The organism is Rhodococcus sp. BE178, assembly GCF_050433545.1.
Taxonomy (GTDB): domain Bacteria; phylum Actinomycetota; class Actinomycetes; order Mycobacteriales; family Mycobacteriaceae; genus Prescottella.
Window position 1 is genome coordinate 52,556 of record NZ_JBNPXA010000005.1, and the last position, 15,662, is coordinate 68,217.

Sequence of the window (15,662 nt, forward strand, 5' to 3'; positions counted from 1 at the left end):
CAGCACCGACAGGGCTGATGTGATCCGGCAGACCAAAGCATCAGTTGTTGCGAAGGAGTCGCATGCGCGTGCAATCGGGGCGCAGCTTCGGCTGGCTGTGGGCGTCCTACGCCGTCAGCACATACGGCACGTGGATCGCGTTCGGAGCGTTCCCGCTCATCGCGGTGCAAGTGCTGCACTCGCCGGCATTCGCCGTCTCGCTCCTCGAGGCGGCCGGGCTCACCGTCGCGGCGATCGTGGCCGTCCCGCTCGGGCCGTGGGTCGAACACCGGGCCAAACGGCCGGTGATGATCGCGACGGACCTGGCCCGGTTCCTCGCGATGGCGAGCGTTCCGGTCGCGTACTTCCTCGGCCTACTGACCTACGGCCAACTGCTGGTCGTCTCGGTCGTCTCCGGCACCTCGAGCATCGTCTTCACCGCCGCCTCCGGCGCGTACCTCAAACACCTCGTCCACAGAGATCAACTTCTTGTGGCGAACGGAAGATTCGAAGGCACGAGCTGGGTAGCGACCGCGGCAGGGCCACCCCTCGGCGGAGCGCTCGTCGGGCTTCTCGGCCCGGTCGTCACCGTCGCCGCCGACGCCCTCAGCTTTCTGCTGTCGGCCCTCGGGATCCTCCGTATCCGCGGCGACGACGTCGCGGCCCCCCGCACCGCGGCCACCGGATTGCGCGCCACCGACCTCCTGGACGGCTGGCGGTTCATCCTCCACGACCGCGCGCTGCGGCGCCTGTTCCTCAACTCGATCCTGGTCAGCGGCCTGATCATGGCCACCGTCCCACTCCTGGCCGTCCTCCTGCTGGGCGAATACCACTTCCCGGCCTGGCAATACGGTCTCGCCTTCGGCGTCCCGGCACTCGGCGGGTTCGTGGGTGCCCGCCTTTCCGCGCGCCTCGTCGCCCGCTACGGCCGGCACCGGGTCATGATCGTCTCCGGCTGGTTGCGCTCGATCTTCCCGCTCGGCCTCGCCGCCGTCCAACCCGGCATCGCCGGACTCCTCACGGTGATCGTCGTCGAGGGCCTGCTGATCACCTGCATGGGCATCTTCAACCCCGTCAGCGCGACAGAACGCCTGCAGCGCACCCCCGCCGGTCACGCCGCTCGGGTCCTCACCGCCTGGAGTGTCAGCAGCAAACTCCTCCAGGCCTCCCTGATGGCGATCTGGGGCGTCCTCGCGACACTCACCAACCCGCTCGCGGCGATCACCATGTCCGGCGTTCTCCTGCTCGCGACCCCGCTCCTGCTGCCCACAAGGGCACACATGACCGAACCCGAACCCGAACCCGAGGCCGCCGCGCCGGCCGAAGACGTCCGGGCCGCATGACTCACCCTTCCGACGTCGGTGTGTCCGTCCCACTCGTGCCGTGGTTGCGCGCTTCGATGGCCTCGACGGACTCCTTCAACTGCTTCCCCAGGACGCGGGAACCGAAGGCGCCGAGCACGACCGCGACCTGCCGCCCGTTCCTGCGTACGCTCCCGAACTCAACCAGGTCTGGACCAATCTCATCGACAACGCCGTCAGCGCCATGGACGGCCGTGGCACCCTCACCATCCGCACCTACCGGGACGGCGACTGCCTGGCCGTGGCAATCGGAGACACCGGCCCGGGCATCCCCGAGGATATCCGCGGCCGCATCTTCGAGCCGTTCTTCACGACGAAACCGGTCGGTGAGGGCACCGGGCTCGGACTCGACATCTCGTGGCGGATCGTCGACAAACATCGGGGCGACATCCGCGTGGAATCACAGCCGGGGCATACCGAATTCGTGGTCCGCCTTCCGCTGGCCGGTCCGGAGGGAGATCACGATGGATGATCTCGTCGGACTCGAGGCTCCGCCGCGGTAGGCGTCCGGCGTCAACCCATCTCGGCGTGCCGGTAGCACCAACGCCACGCCTCGCCCGGCTCGTGCGATCGCATGACGGGGTGTCCCGTCTGCTCGAAATGCGCCGTCGCGTGCCGGTGGGGGCTCGAGTCGCAGCATCCGACGTGTCCGCAGGTGAGGCAGAGCCGCAGGTGCGCCCAGTTCTGTTCGCCGAGCGCCTCGCATTCCTCGCAGAGGCCGGGCGTGCGCGGCTCCGGGTCCGGTCCGGCGGCCGCCGCGAGTTCGTCGCAGGGTCCGGCCGCAGCCGGACCCGGGGATCCGACACCAATGTGGTCAGCCGCGCGTCGGAGAACTCTCTTCATCACCTCCCATCCTGCATGCTGCAGGGTGGGATATCTACACCCGACCGCAGGAGGACGCCATGGACGTGGCCCTGCTCGCCGTCGCGGTGGCGGCGCTGCTCACCGCCGCCGTCGCGCGCCGCTTGAACTGGTCGGCGCCGCTGTTGCTGGTCCCGGTCGGACTGGCCGGGTCGCAGATCCCCGGACTCCCCGACACCGCGTTCGACCCAGATCTCGTGTTGTTCGCGGTACTGCCGCCGCTGCTCTACTCGGCCGCACTCGACAGTTCCTCGCTTGCGCTGCGCCGCAATGCGCGCGCGATCGGGCTGCTCGCAATCGGGCTGCCGCTCGCCACCACCGCGGTTGTCGGGGTGGTCGCGTACCTCACCATTCCCCAGTTCCCCCTCGCCGCGGCGCTGGTGCTCGGGGCGGTCGTCGCTCCGCCGGATGCGGTGTCCGCCAGCGCGATCGGACGACGCCTCGGCCTACCCCGACGGATCATGACCCTGCTCGGCGGCGAGAGCCTGCTCAACGACGCGACCGCGCTCACCGCCTACCGTGTCGCGCTCGCCGCAGCGGTCGGCACCGGCGTGACCCTGCTGGAGGGGGCGCGCACCTTCCTCGGTGCCGCGATCGGCGGCACGCTGATCGGCCTCGGGGTAGGGATCGTCGTCGCCGCGATCCGGTCCCGGCTCGCGGATCCGGTGATGGAGAGCGCGATCGGGCTACTCGTCCCCTTCGTCGCATACCTGGCGGCCGAGCAGGTGCACAGCTCCGGGGTGATCGCGGTCGTCGTCGCCGGCCTGTATCTGGGCCAGCGATCGACCCGCGCCGGCTACGCGACCCGCTTGCAGGACACCGCGGTGTGGAAGGCCGTCGACGTCGTCCTCGAATCGTTCGTCTTCCTACTGATCGGGCTGCAGTTGCCGAGCGTGGTGCAGGGGCTCCACGGCCGCAGTGTGGCCGAAGTCGTCGGCGCCTCCCTTGCCGTGCTCGTCGCGGTGATCGCCGTCCGGTTGCTGTGGGTCTACCCCGCGACCTACCTCCCCCGGCTGCTGTCCGCGCGGATCCGCGAGCGGGAGCCGGCGCCGCCTCCCCGAGGGGTGTTCGTGGTCGCATGGTCCGGCATGCGCGGTGTGGTCTCGCTGGCCGCGGCGTTCGCGATCCCGCTGACCGTCAATTCGGGCGGCCCCTTCCCTGGACGCGACATGATCCTGTTCATCACCTTCGCTGTCGTGGTCGGCACCCTGCTCCTGCACGGATTGACCCTGCCGTGGCTGATCACCCGGTGGGGAGTCGACAACGAAGAAGAACGCCGCAAGGACGCGCTGGCACTGGCCGCCGCGCAGGACAAGGCAGCACGCGCCGCAACGGAGGTGCTCGACAGCCTGGTCGCGAACGCCGACGGGGACCCCGCCGCCGTCCGCGAGCGGGCCGCGGAGATCCTGCGCACCTGGAGCGAACACCGCGCCCACGCCGCGTGGGAACGGCTCGGGCGCAGCGAGGCCGAGTTGGGGGAGAGCCCGTCCGCCGCGTTCCGCGCACTGCGCCTGCGGATGCTCGAGACCGAGCGGAACGTCTTCCTCGCAGAGCGCGACAGCGGACGAATAGACGACGAGGTACTGCGACAGGTGCTGCGCGAACTCGACCTCGAGGAGGCAACCCTCAACCGGGAGTGAGCCGTTGTGGGGCGACTCGTCAGCGCCCTGCGGTGGACGTCACGAAATCGGTGTCCGCACGGCGCAACACGGCATTGCATGCGTTGCAGGTGTACTGGGGTTCGAGGAGGTGCTCGCCCGCGCTGTGCACGATGGTCAGGCCGGACCGTCCATTCTCGGACAGATGCCGCGCCGCCCACGCGTTGAGTGCGGCGAACACGGGAAAGAAGTCGAGGCTCTTGGGCGTGGTGCGGTACTCCTGCCGTCGCGCGCCGTCCACGATCGGCGCGCGGACCAGCATCCCGTTGTCGATGAAATACGCGAGGCGGTCGGTCAGGGTGACCGGCGAGATCGATCCGAGCCGGTCCTGCAAGTCGCCGAATCGGCGGTTGCCCTCGAGTAGCGCGGCGAGCAGGAAGGTCGACCAGCGATCGGCGAGCACACTGGTGGAGTCCATCCCCGACGCGTCACCCTTCGCCGTGCGCCGGGACCGGCGGTCGGCGACGTCGACGAGGAGCGGCGCATCGACCTCGGTCCGCACGTCGCGGGCCGTCACCCCGATCGCCTGGCACCCGCCGCACCCGAACACCGGGGTGATGACGTGCCCGCACGTCAGGTGGCGAAGTTGTGTGGTCGGTCGGGCGGGTGCCCACGGCGCCCAGTGGCGGTCCCAACTCCACAACGCGACGAAGACTTGCCACAGATCGCCGCCCAGATCGGTGAGACGGTATTCGTTACGCGGCGGCGCGGTCGAGTACGGATGCGCGTCGAGGATCCCGTCGTCCATCAGCCGACCCAGGCGATGCGAGAGGACTGCGTCCGAGATCCCGAGCTCGTCGCGCAGTTGTGCAAAGCGCTCGACACCGGCGAAGACGGCCCGCATGATCTGCAGATTCCATCTGTCACCCACGATGAGCAGAGCGCGCCCCAGCGCTGACGACGCCGGGGCGGCCGGTGGCTCCGCGGGGCGCGGCGGGACTGTGGACATGCCGTCCATCATCGCAAACAGCGTCGGTCCGGCCGCAGTGGCGTTGCACCCCACCTCTCCACACATTCAACTTCTCATCGAGAAGTGATTCGTTCGACAGGAGACACCCCCGATGGGGATCTCATTGCCATTGGTCGTTACCTGCATTGCACTGCTGCATGATTCACCAGAGCCACTGCCGGTTCGAGTAACTCTTCATCTTGTAGTGATGGCGGCGCGAGGCTAGCCTGAGATGCGACGCCGGCGCGCGTCGACACCCGAGCGTGCCGAGATCGGCTACCGGTCCACCTGCGGCGATATCCACCGGCCTCGCCGTGGACCTGGCCGGGCGCCCATCCCATCCACGCGTCGTGCGGCGTCACCCGCCGTCTTCCCCGAACCCGACGACAACAAGGACGAACAGATGACGAACCCCGTGTACGTGCTCGGAGGAGCCCAGACCGACTTCGCCAGGAACTGGTCGAAAGAAGGGCTCGGCCTGGTCGACATGTTTGCCGAGACCGTGCCCGCCGCCCTGGCGGACGCACGGGTCGACGACCACGAGGTCGGTGTCGTGCACGTGAGCAACCTCGCCGGAGAACTCTTCGCAGGCCAGGCCCAGCTCGGCGGCATGGTGGTTGCGGCCGTGCCGGGACTCGACGGCCTACCGAGTACACGGCACGAGGCAGCGTGCGCCTCCGGCAGCACGGCGGTACTCGCCGCGTGTGCGGACATCGAGTCCGGTCGATACGACGTGGCGCTGGTGGTCGGGGTCGAGCTGATGCGCAATGTGCCCGCACAGACGGCCGCCGAATATCTGGGTACCGCGGCGTGGGCGGGGCGGGAGGCGCTGGGTGTGAAGTATCCGTGGCCCGCGCTCTTCGCCGACATCGCGCAGGAGTACGAACGGCGCTACGGCCTCGATCATGCGCATCTCGGACGGTTCGCCGAGATCGCGTTCGACAACGGATCCCGCAATGGTCTTGCACAGACTCGGGATTGGGACTTCCCGGCGGGATCCTTCGACGAGAACGAGGAGGTGAACCCCATCGTGGAGGGGATGCTCCGCAAGACCGACTGCGGGCGCATCACCGACGGCGGTGCCGCCGTGGTGCTGGCCGGGCCGAGGTTTGCGCAGGCGTGGGCACAGCGGACCGGAGCCGACCTGGACCAGGAGGCCACGATCGCCGGATTCGGTCACCGCACCGCGACCCTGCTGCTCGCGGACAAGCTCGCCCAGAGCGCCGACCAGGATTACCTCTTCCCGCACCTGCGCGGAGCCGTCGAGGACGCCTACCGGCGCGCGGGGATCGCGGGGGTAGCCGACCTGGACGTCGCCGAGATCCACGACTGCTTCACCATCAACGGGCTGGTCACACTCGAGCACATCGGCCTGGCGGACCCGGGCAAGGGCGGCGAGGTGGTGATGGACGGCTCGATCGAACGCGACGGACGGCTGCCGGTGAACCCCAGCGGCGGACTGATGTCGCACGGGCACCCGGTCGGTGCCACGGGCGTCCGGATGGTGCTCGACTCGGCGCGGCAGGTCACCGGTCGGGCCGGAAACCACCAGGTAGACGACGCCCGACGCGCCCTCACCGTCAACATCGGTGGATCGTTCACGACGGCGGTGTCCACGGTCGTCATCCGAGGCACCCGGTGACCGTCATCCGCACCGCCCGGGTGCCCGTGTAGCCCACAGACGACGAAAGCCTCCTGGGCGAAGCGGTTTTCGGACCGCCTCGCCCAGGAGACCTTCGAACCGTCCCTCGGCCCGCACCGCGGACCGAGGGACGGTTTCTCTACGTACGGGCCTCGGCCAGCTGATCGGCGCGTACCCAGGTGGCATGGAAGCCGGACGGCACCCGGCGCGGCAACAGCACCCGAGCGATCGGTCCCGCCGCGACATCCTCGGCGTCGAAGATGTTGATCTCGCCTCGGTCCTCGGCCTCGTCGTTGACGAAGCAGACCAGGTAGCCGTCGGTCTCTCCCGTCGATCCGTCACGCGGCGCGAAGGGGGCCTCCGAACCCCAACGCCCGGAACCGAACTTGTGCTCTTCCTTGGTGCCCGTCTGCGAGTCGAAGCGCACGAGCCCGTCGAAGAGCAGGGTCGGTTCGTTCCCGAGACTCATGTTGTACGAGTACCGGTGCGAGCGGCCCATGACCCGCGAATCCACGCTGGGGAACTCGATGTTGGCGTTGTCGAGTTCGGTCTCGATGGTGGCGCCGGTGCGCAGGTTGAAGCGGTACCGGTAGAGCTGTGCATCGAGCCGCATGTACGCGAGCATGTTCGACAGCGGCGAGGCGAAGGTCGTCTGGTGCTGAGGGTTCTTCACCCGGCACACGTCCATGATGATCTCGTCGCCCTCTTCCCACGAGTTGACGACGTGGTAGATGTAGCAGGGCTTCACCTCGAACCAGCGGACGTCGCTGCCGTTTCCGTGACGAGGAATGACCGCGAATCGAGCGGGCAGCTCCTGATCGTAGAAGATCCGGTACTTGCCGGCCCGGCGCGCATCGTGGTCCTGCACCAGCGGCAGGTCCATGAGGATCGAGTAGTTGGCGGTGATCCCGATGTCGTGCGGAAGTCGCGGACCCGGCAGATCGATCTGCGCGAGGTGCGTCTGACGACCATCGGCGCCGATGATGCCGTAGCGCAGGAAGTCCTGGTCGGGCCCGTAGTCGAACCAGATCAGCTCGCCGGTGGCCTCGTCGACCTTGGGGTGCGCCATCATGTCGCCCGCGAAGGTACCCAGGAAGTCCTGCGCACCGAGTGTTTCCAGGGACAGCGGATCCACGCTGTAGGGCGTTCCACAGAGGTACCACGTCGCCAGGACCTGACCGCGGTGGTAGATGACGTCGGTGTTGGCGGAATCCTTGATCCCGAGGCCGTGTCCGTTGCCCCACGGATTGTCCTTCGGGTTCTCCATGAGTCCGGTCCACAGGGCGCGGCCCGCATCGGACTCCTCGTGGAACGCCTTGGTCCGAACGTACCGGTTGCGGTACCGCACCTTCCCGTTCTCGAAGTGCGCGGCGTGGATCATGCCGTCGCCGTCGAACATGTGATAGCGACCCGGCGCCGCGAACTGCCGGTTCGGGCCGTTGCGCAGGTACACACCGTTGAGGTCCTTGGGGATCTCACCGATGACGGTGAGATCGTCCAGGGTGAGTTCGTCGTCGACGGGCGCGAACACTCCGAGGGTGTACGGATTGTCGTCGGTGGCGTCGACCGGGCGAGCGACGGCAATGGGGTCGCCGTTCGCGCGGGGCTGGGTGGAAGTCATGCCTACTCCGCTTCGGTGGTGTCGAGGATTGATCGAGTGGATGAATGCTGTTGCGGCGCCGAGGGGTAGAGCACCAGCTGAGTGCAGCGGAAGAGCGCGATCGGATTCCCGGCGCCGTCGCGGACGGTGGCGTCCCACACCTGGGTGCGCCGTCCGCCGTGTACGAGCGACGCCGTCACGGTGACCGTCCCGGACCGCGCGGTGCCGAGATAGTTGGTCTTGAGTTCGAGTGTGGTGAATCCGGACGCCTCGGCGGGCAACGCCAGCCGTGCGCCGACACCGCACACCGTGTCGGCCAAGGCCACGACGGTGGCCGCGTGCAGGTATCCGTTCGGCGCCAGCAACTCCTCGCGAACGGACAGTTCGCCGGTGACCGCAGCGGCCGACGCCGCGAGGATGCGCATTCCGACCAGGCCGGGGAATCGCCCCTCGAGCATCGCGGTCATCTCGTCGGCGATGTGGCCGCCGGACCCGGTCGGCGTCTCGCGCGGCCGCCCGACCGGCGCGCCGTCGCCATCTGGTGATCCCATGTTCAGCCGACCTTCGCGACCTCGCCGCGAATGTCGCGACGCTGCAGCTTTCCGACCGGGTTCCGGGCGAGCTGCTCGACCGTGACGAGCCGCTCCGGCAGCTTGAACGACGCGACGTCCTTGGCGCGCAGGAATTCGACCAGATCCTCGAGCACGACGTCGTCCCCGTCCTTGGGAACGACCACCGCGCAGCACTTCTCACCGAGGACGTCATCGTGGTATCCGACGATCGCCACGTCAGCGACGGCGGGGTGGTCGATGAGAATCCCCTCGATCTCGGCCGGAGCGATGTTCATCCCGCCGCGGATGATGATCTCCTTGCTCCGGTCGACGAACTTGAGGTACTCGCCGTTGTCACCGCACAGCTCGAATATGTCCCCGCTGCAGAGGTATCCGTCCTCGTCGAACGGGCTCGACGCCGCGGTTCCCTCGAGATAGCCGGCGAAGATCGTGGGTCCCTTCAGCCGGAGCTCGCCGCGCCCACCGACCGCCGTGACCTGTTCGCCCGTCGCCAGATCCACCAGGCGCACCGAGGTGCGCTCGGCCACGCCGGTGGCCCAGGACCTCTCCGATGAGCCGTAGTTCGGCAGGTACTCGGCACGGATCAGCGGGTCCGGCGTGTCCGACGGGGCCCCGAGCATGCACACGCCCTCGTTCGAGCCGAAGAAGTTGAGCACCTCGACACCGAGCGAGTACTGCCAGTCGCGCACCACGCCGGGGGGAAGCGGGGCGCCGCCCGACCCCACCCGCCGGAGCGCGGACAGGTCGTATGCGGTCCGAAGGTCCTCTCGCTGCAACAGCATGGTGAGAATCGCCGGCGGCATGCTGGTGTGGGTGACGCGATAGCGCTGGAGCTGATCGAGGTAGACGGCGAGGTCCAGCGGGTGGTGGTGGACCACGTGACCGCCGCCGAGCAGCCACGGCAGCAGCGAGGTCGCGAACCCGGCCATGTTGACCATCGGGAACGGGTTGAGCATGACGGACGCCTCGTCCGTCTCCAGACCGTCCTGAACCGCCTGCCCGACCGCGATCCAGTCACCGTGGCACCGGGGTACGCCCTTGGGCGCGGCCTCGGTGCCGCTGGTCCAGCAGATCGTGATGCAGTCGTTCACCGATCGGGGCAGGGCCGCGTAGGCACGCCGCACGGCATCGACCGATTCGTCGGTGGCGGGGGCAGCGTCCAGCGGCCGCCCGCGATTCGACGCCGGCGGGCCGAAGGTGAACACGGTGTGCAGGGAGGGCACCTCGCCGATCAGGCTGAGCGCCTCGTCGGACGGCGTCCGGTCGCCCAGGCTGTTGACGGTGACAACCGCTACCGCCGAGGCGGATTCGACGATCCGGGTCAATTCGTACCGTCGGTACGAGGCAGGCATCGGGGCCGCGATCGCTCCGAGGCGCCACAGCGCGAAGTAGGTCGCGGTCAGGGCGACGGAGTTGGGCATCAGCACCGCCACGACATCTCCGGGACCGATTCCCGACTCGTGCAGCTTGGCAGCCAGGTCGTCGACGCGGGCGTCGAGTTCCTGCCAGGTGAGTGCGTCCGGCTCGATCCCGCACAGCACGGGCAGGTTCGTCGGATCGGTCACCGCCGGGGCGTCGCCGCGACTCCGGATCTGGTTGTCGAGGAGATCCAGCACGGTGAGCGGCGACCACCAGCCGTGTTCGAGGTAGTCGTCGACACGGCTATCGGGATGGCACGGGCGTAAACGGTTGGCGGCGTGGCCTTCCGAGATGACGTTCATGGCGTCCTTTCGGGCAGTGGTCTGGGGGGCAGAGGGTCAGCGGAGTCGGCGGACGACGACGGCGGCACCGAGCCCGAGCGCCGCCGGGATGGTCACCAGGGCGTACTCGCCGTCGACGCGGGAGAGCTGGTCCAGGGCGTTGACGAGGAGAGCGCCACCGCCTGCGCCCAGCGGATGGCCGGTGGCGAGCGATCCACCGAGCGGGTTGACCTTGTTCGGATCGAGCCCCAGTTCCCGGGTCATCACCAGGGCGGACGCGGCGAAGGACTCGTTCGCCTCGATCACGTCGAGCTGTCCGGCGGTGATGCCCGCGTTCGCGAGGGCACGCCTGGAGGCGGCGACCGATGCCGTGAGCAGCGGCGAGCGCACGGCGGCCTGGGCGACGCCCACCACCTCCGCGATCGGCTCGCGGCCGATCCGATCGCGGGCGGCGGATGACCCGAAGACCGCCATCGCCGCACCGTCCGCCATCTGCGGGGCGGTGGCGGCGGTGTGCAGCCCGCCATCGGGACGCCGAACAGCGGGCAGGCGCATCGCCACCCTGCTCCACGACGGATCCTCCCCGAAGAGGGTGGCGAGTTCGCCGAGGGACTCGAGACTGATGTCGGGTCGGGGTCCCTCGTCCGACTCGAGGATCGTCGTGGCGCCCGAGCGGACCGGAATCACCGACCGGGACGGCGGGGCCGCGGCGGCACGCCGGTGCGAGGTCACCGCGTAGGCATCGAGATCCATCCGGGTCAAACCGTATTCGGCTGCCGTGAGATCGGCGGAGACCCCGATGGTCACGTAGCCCGTGCGGTCGCCGAGCTCCTCGTCGGAGACGAACGCCGGCCGGTCCGAGAGCATCGGTACCCGCGACATCGACTCGACGCCGCCGGCGACGACGATGTCGGCGATGCCGGACGCCACCTTGGCCGAGGCGGACTCGATCGCGTCCAGTCCCGAGCAGCACAGCCGGGAGACCACCCCGGCGCCGACCTGGTCCGGCCAACCCGCCCAGAGCACGGCGGTACGGGCGACGTTGCCGCCCTGTTCACCGACGGCCGTACTGGTGCCGACGATGACGTCGTCGACGGTGTCGGTGGGAAGCCCACGTTCCTGCAGTGCGGTGAGCAACTGGGCGAGAAGTTCGTGCGCGGGTACGTCGGCGAACGTGCCGCCCTGACGCCGGACGCGGGCCTTCGGCGTGCGGACCGCGTCGTAGATGTAGACGCCGGATGAGAACTGGGACATGGTCACTCGCCCCCGACCTGGCGACGATCCTGGACGATGCGGAATCGCCCGGCGACGAAGGACTCGTCGGTGAGGGTCGCGTTGCCCGCCGGGTTGAGGCCGGTGACGTGGTAGTCGCTGTAGGCGGCCGCGAACTGCATGGGCATCGAGGACACCAGATTCGCCGACAGGGAGGCGCCGGCATCGGCGTACGCATCGGCCACCTCGTCGACGACGGCGTCATCGGTGCAGTAGAGGTACGAGCTGATCGCGCCGTGACTGCGGACGCTCGCGGTCGCGTGCTCCACCGCGGACGCGGTGTCGGCGCAATCGACGAGGAATGCGACCGGGCCGAACTGTTCGCCGTCGGGAAGCGTTGCGCCCCGACGCGGGTCGACCCGGATGACCAGCGGAGTCACCGCCCGGGCCTGGGGGTAGTCCGGATGCGCGTACGGCACCGGCCTGCGGAGCAGAGTCCCGTTCGCCTCGGCCGCGTCGGCGAGCGCGGTGATCGAGTGCAGCGTCGCGTCGGACTGCAGCGCCCCGCAGACCGCTCCGGCGCGGCGGGGTGCGCCGGCGAGGTCGTCGATCGCGGACAGGAGTGCCTCGATCACGTCATCTCGTGCGATCACGCCGTCGTCGGTGAGCACCCCCGCGTCGGGGATGTAGATGTTCTGGGGTGTGGTGCACATCTGGCCGCTGAAGAGCGAGAGACCGCCGGCGAGCGTGCGCATGGCCGCCGACAGGTCGGAAACGGAATCGAGGACAACGGTGTTGACGCCCGCGGTCTCGGTGAACACCAGGGTGTTCGGGAGGTTCTGTTCCAGCCACGACCCGAACGTGGGACTGCCGGTGAAGTCGACGATCCGCACGTCGGGGCTGGTGGCCAGCTTCACCGCGACGGGGGCGTCCGCAGTGTCGACGACGAGCTGGACGGCGTCGGCCGGCAGCTGCGCCTCGACCAGCACCTCGCGCATCACGCCCACCGCGAGCGCGGTCGCGAGCACCGAGCGGGGATGCGGTTTGACGAGGACCGGATTTCCCGTCGCGAGGTTGGCGAGGATCGCCGGGTAGGCGTTCCAGGCCGGGAACGAGGCGCAGGCGACGACGAGGGCGGTGCCGAGCGGGCGGGCGCGGAATCGCTTCTGCAGGGTCACGTCCGACTTGCCGAATCTCTGCTGCCACGTCACCTGTTCGGGGACCCGAGTCATGGCCGACCAGGCCATCGCCACTGCCTCCAGGCCGCGGTCGAGCGCGTTGGTTCCGCTCCCGCTGCAGGCCATGTTGAGGCTCTGTCCGGTGGTGTGCGAGGTGACGGCCGCAAACTCCTGGCCGCGGCGGTGAATCCGGTGCAGAGCCTCGAGGCACACGCCGACCCGCAGCTCGACACCTGCGTCGCGGAGGGCGGCGGCGGTGGCGGCCGCACCCTCGAGCGCTTCGTCCACGGACGGCGCGCTGTAGGTGACGTTGAGCGCCTTCCCGGTGTACGGCGATACCTCGTCGGCGGTGATCACCGAGTCGGTGGGAGACGAAAGCTTCAGGGTGGCACCGTCATAGGCGCCGACGAGGACGTCGGACTGCGCGGCGTCGGGCGGGGCGATGGGCGCATATCCGGTCCACGCGGCGCGGGTGCGGTTGGCCTCCGCCGCGGCCTGCAGCAGTTCGAGGTGGGATTCGAAGAACATGGGCGCTCGTTCCTGTGTCAACAGAGTTGTGGCGATCAGTCAGTCATCGGGGTGGGACCCTCCGCCGAGGGCAGCCGCCTCGTTTGACCGAAGTAACTACTGTTATTGAAGTGAACCAGCACACAGCATGGGTTGTCAACGGTCGACCACGTCGAACCGCTCGATGGAGAGGGTGCTGCGTCTAGCGCGGGAGCTGGGTGCCGAACGGAAAGGGTTCGAAGCGCACGGACGTGCGCTCGAGCCTGGCCTCACACCCGCGGCAGCGCAGTGCCGGGAGCAGCCAGGAGCCACAGTCGCGGTGGCGGAGCTTCGGGCCGAGTGGGAGCTCGTCGGGATGCGCGACCTGTGTCCACGACAGCAGGAACGCAAAGATCGGGAACAGCCCTCGGCCACGCGGGGTCAACACGTAGTCGCGACCGGTGCCGTGTTCGCTCCGGGTGAGAATCTGCACCTCGGACAACCGCACCAGTCGCTCGGTGAGCGTCGTCGGCGAGATCTTCAGGATCGACTGGAACTCGCCGAATCGGCGAACCCCCGACAGCGCCAAGCCCGTGACAAGGGCGCTCCAGCGGTCACCGATCGCCTCCATGACCTCGGTGAACTGCAGGTCGGCCCGGCTCACCGACGGGGCGTTACGAGTCGATCGCCGGCGCCCGCTCCGGGCCACGAGAACCAGCGATTCGGGGTCCAGTTCGAGTTGCGCATCCCGCGTGCCCACGGCGCCGTCGCAGTGCCGGCACATCAACGCCGGTGGCCCCCGGTGGCCGCAGTCGATGTGCACCAACTCGGGTTGCAGCAGCCCCTCCGGGGACCACTCGCGCTGCCAGGCCCAGACGCTGGCCAGGATCTCCCACGTCGCCATGCCGAGTTCGGTCAGGAGGTAGTCGTGGCGGTCGCCGCCGTCCTGTTGCGGCCGGCGCTCCATCAGCCCGGCCTCTACCAGCGCGTTCAGTCGGGCCGTCAGCATGGCCGGTGGAGCGCCGGTACGGTCGATCCACTGGCTGAAGCGCCGCACATGATCGACGAAGGCCTCGCGCAGGATGGCGAGAGTCAGCCGGTCACCGAGCAGGTCGATCGTCTGGGCAACCGGGCTCTGAGGCGCGGCGGCCCCGGATTCGGCCACGTCACCCACCTCCAGGCACTGCCCGCGACGATCGCATCCTGTCGGATCGTCTGTCAGGCCTCCAACACAATAGCGATGCCCTGGCCCACTCCGATGCACGCAGCCGCGACCCCGATTCCCCCGCCGAGCCGGCGCAGATGACGCAGGCAATCGACCACCATTCGGGCCGCCGATGCACCGAGCGGATGACCCAGAGCGATGGCGCCGCCGAACGGGTTGACCCGATCTACCGGGATGCCGGGCAGTTCACGAAGGCAGGACAGGACCATCGCGGCGAACGCCTCGTTGAGCTCGAGCACTCGAACGTCGGCAAGCCCGAGACCCGCACGGTCCAGGGCCTTCCCGATGGCGGCCACGGGCGCCAGCGCGAACTTGTCGGGCTCGGTGCCGACGACCGCCGAGGCCAGCACCCGGCCGAGCGGTTCGACACCGAGGTCGTCGGCAGCGGCTCCGGTGCCGACCAGGGCCGCGACCGCTCCGTCACTGATCGGCGACGAATTCCCGGCGGTGACGCTGCCGCCGCTGGAGAAGGCCGGCCGCAGGGCGGACAGGGTCGCGAGGTCGGTCTCGCGGATCGATTCGTCGCGGTCGAGGTTCGGGTGCGGCGCGACGAAGCCGTCGTGCACACCGTCCGCCCACGCCCGGCCCGCCAGCTCATGGGACCGAAGCGCCCATTCGTCCTGCTCGAGCCGGCCGACGCCCACCTGCTGCGCCACCAGTTCCGCCGATCTGCCGAGCGTCTCGACCCAGGCCGCGGGGAATCGGGGGTTCGGCATGCGCCACCCGACGGTGGTGGGTATCAGCTCCATCGACCGAGGAAACGCGGTGTCCACCGGCGGAAGTACGTACGGAGCGCGGCTCATGCTCTCCGAGCCGCCGGCGATCGCGATCTCGGCGTCGCCCACTTCGACACGCCTGACCGCAGACAACACCGCCTCGGCGCCGGAACCACACAGCCGGTTGACCGAAACCCCGGGAATCGTGTGGGGAAGCCCCGCGAGCAGCAACGCCATCCGGGCCACGTTCCGATTGTCCTCGCCCGCGCCGTTGGCATTTCCCCAGACGACGTCGTCGATGCGGCCGGGATCGAGCGTGGGGTGCCTGCGGACCAGGTCCGCGATCGGAAGCGCGGCCAGGTCGTCGGCCCGGACGTGCGAGAGCGCCCCTCTGACCGCGCCGAACGGGGTCCGGACTGCATCGATCACCCACGGTGCGCGTCGGTCGGATGGGGACAGGCGTCGGGTCATGCGGGACTCCTCCTCTGCGGGCTGGGCGGCCCTTGCGAAAACCCGCCCGGTC

At 69.1% G+C, this 15,662-nt stretch carries 12 protein-coding genes and 1 pseudogene; 4 read left to right on the forward strand and 9 right to left on the reverse strand.

Annotated features, from left to right (window positions below; genetic code table 11):
- The first annotated feature begins 62 nt into the window (after window positions 1–62).
- Together J2X34_RS11315 and J2X34_RS11320 are read left to right on the forward strand one after the other, a co-directional pair.
- Window positions 63–1,322, forward strand: a complete 1,260-nt coding sequence (locus J2X34_RS11315) for an MFS transporter (protein ID WP_114724381.1) — start codon at window positions 63–65, stop codon at window positions 1,320–1,322.
- Window positions 1,323–1,383: 61 nt separating this feature from the next.
- Window positions 1,384–1,812 (forward strand): annotated as a pseudogene (locus tag J2X34_RS11320) (sensor histidine kinase); the annotation flags it as partial.
- A 41-nt stretch (window positions 1,813–1,853) separates the two neighbouring features.
- Here the strand turns inward: J2X34_RS11320 and J2X34_RS11325 are convergent.
- Window positions 1,854–2,183, reverse strand: coding sequence for a UBP-type zinc finger domain-containing protein (locus tag J2X34_RS11325; RefSeq protein ID WP_114724383.1), 330 nt, complete (start codon window positions 2,181–2,183; stop codon window positions 1,854–1,856).
- 59 nt (window positions 2,184–2,242) lie between these two features.
- On the opposite strand from J2X34_RS11325, the gene J2X34_RS11330 reads away from it, so the two are divergent.
- On the forward strand, window positions 2,243–3,841 hold the full coding sequence (locus J2X34_RS11330; RefSeq protein ID WP_429517261.1) for a Na+/H+ antiporter: 1,599 nt from the start codon (window positions 2,243–2,245) through the stop codon (window positions 3,839–3,841).
- 19 nt (window positions 3,842–3,860) lie between these two features.
- Here J2X34_RS11330 and J2X34_RS11335 read toward each other — a convergent pair whose 3' ends face one another.
- The gene (locus tag J2X34_RS11335) at window positions 3,861–4,808 is read right to left on the reverse strand and encodes a winged helix-turn-helix transcriptional regulator (RefSeq protein ID WP_429517263.1); all 948 of its coding nucleotides are present in this window, start codon (window positions 4,806–4,808) and stop codon (window positions 3,861–3,863) included.
- Between the two features lie 403 nt (window positions 4,809–5,211).
- On the opposite strand from J2X34_RS11335, the gene J2X34_RS11340 reads away from it, so the two are divergent.
- Window positions 5,212–6,450, forward strand: a complete 1,239-nt coding sequence (locus tag J2X34_RS11340) for an acetyl-CoA acetyltransferase (protein ID WP_114724413.1) — start codon at window positions 5,212–5,214, stop codon at window positions 6,448–6,450.
- Between the two features lie 139 nt (window positions 6,451–6,589).
- Here J2X34_RS11340 and J2X34_RS11345 read toward each other — a convergent pair whose 3' ends face one another.
- From J2X34_RS11345 to J2X34_RS11375, 7 genes are all read right to left on the reverse strand, one after another.
- Window positions 6,590–8,071 (reverse strand): carotenoid oxygenase family protein, encoded by a 1,482-nt coding sequence (locus J2X34_RS11345; protein WP_114724386.1) that lies wholly within the window; start codon window positions 8,069–8,071, stop codon window positions 6,590–6,592.
- 2 nt (window positions 8,072–8,073) lie between these two features.
- Entirely contained in the window at window positions 8,074–8,601 is a 528-nt protein-coding gene (locus tag J2X34_RS11350; protein WP_258558178.1) for a PaaI family thioesterase, read from the reverse strand.
- A gap of 2 nt (window positions 8,602–8,603) precedes the next feature.
- A complete protein-coding gene (locus tag J2X34_RS11355) occupies window positions 8,604–10,343 on the reverse strand; it encodes a class I adenylate-forming enzyme family protein (protein WP_429517268.1) in 1,740 nt (579 codons plus the stop codon).
- 36 nt (window positions 10,344–10,379) lie between these two features.
- A complete protein-coding gene (locus tag J2X34_RS11360) occupies window positions 10,380–11,576 on the reverse strand; it encodes a thiolase family protein (protein WP_114724388.1) in 1,197 nt (398 codons plus the stop codon).
- A 2-nt stretch (window positions 11,577–11,578) separates the two neighbouring features.
- Window positions 11,579–13,240: an aldehyde dehydrogenase family protein gene (locus tag J2X34_RS11365; protein WP_114724389.1), complete on the reverse strand. Its 1,662-nt coding sequence runs from the start codon at window positions 13,238–13,240 to the stop codon at window positions 11,579–11,581.
- Between the two features lie 181 nt (window positions 13,241–13,421).
- Entirely contained in the window at window positions 13,422–14,363 is a 942-nt protein-coding gene (locus J2X34_RS11370; protein WP_114724415.1) for a winged helix-turn-helix transcriptional regulator, read from the reverse strand.
- Window positions 14,364–14,416: 53 nt separating this feature from the next.
- The gene (locus J2X34_RS11375; RefSeq protein WP_114724416.1) at window positions 14,417–15,610 is read right to left on the reverse strand and encodes a thiolase family protein; all 1,194 of its coding nucleotides are present in this window, start codon (window positions 15,608–15,610) and stop codon (window positions 14,417–14,419) included.
- Window positions 15,611–15,662 lie beyond the last annotated feature (52 nt).